The following is a 608-nucleotide window of genomic DNA, read 5'->3' on the forward strand; positions in this document are numbered from 1 at the left end:
AGAGCATCACGTTTTCCCCTATTCGAGTGCACGCGCAGCGAGGCGCTGTATCGCTCAAGCCTGTAACCATCTCCGGCAATGTCATATCCGGTCAGCTAAGCGGCGAGTTTGACATGGCCAACAACCCACTCAGCGGTTTGACATTCCAGCTCAAGGATCACTGCGGCATAATCATAGGCGATCTGCTCGATGGTGAAATATCACGTAATGACTGCGACTCACCACAACAGCCAGACCACTTAACGCCGAACGTACCAACGAACGATGCTCAGCCGAAGGAATCGAGCTTTCATGGCATTGCAGAGGCGAATCTAGAGCAACCGGAAGAAGAGCTGGTTGAGGAGATAACAGAAGAGTTAGAGCCGGCTACGAACGAGGTCGTAGCCGAAGAAGAACTAGCAACTGAGTAGCTGCGAATAGTTGGGCAACAGCATGTATGTGCCAACGAAATCAACCGCAGGCGTATCGCCGCTGTAAATCACCACATGGATGACAATGCGCGCCTTGCGCCCTGACGCCAAGCGATCCAAATCACCACTGATACCATCAAGCGAGGTACTCGCCACCGGATTTTGCTCCACCGGATGACGATAACGAATCGAGCTGTC

1 protein-coding gene and 1 pseudogene are annotated in these 608 nt (G+C 52.8%); one reads left to right on the forward strand and one right to left on the reverse strand.

Features of this window, described 5'->3' with window-relative positions; all coding sequences use genetic code 11:
* Positions 1 to 410: pseudogene (locus tag R7E78_RS28170) on the forward strand (AsmA family protein); the annotation flags it as partial.
* Here the strand turns inward: R7E78_RS28170 and R7E78_RS28175 are convergent.
* Positions 396 to 608, reverse strand: a 213-nt coding sequence (locus tag R7E78_RS28175; protein ID WP_318058889.1) for a YiiD C-terminal domain-containing protein, incomplete at its 5' end; no start/stop codon positions are given. The pseudogene R7E78_RS28170 and the gene R7E78_RS28175 overlap by 15 nt on opposite strands.

It is taken from the genome of Vibrio sp. YT-19(2023) (assembly GCF_033337395.1).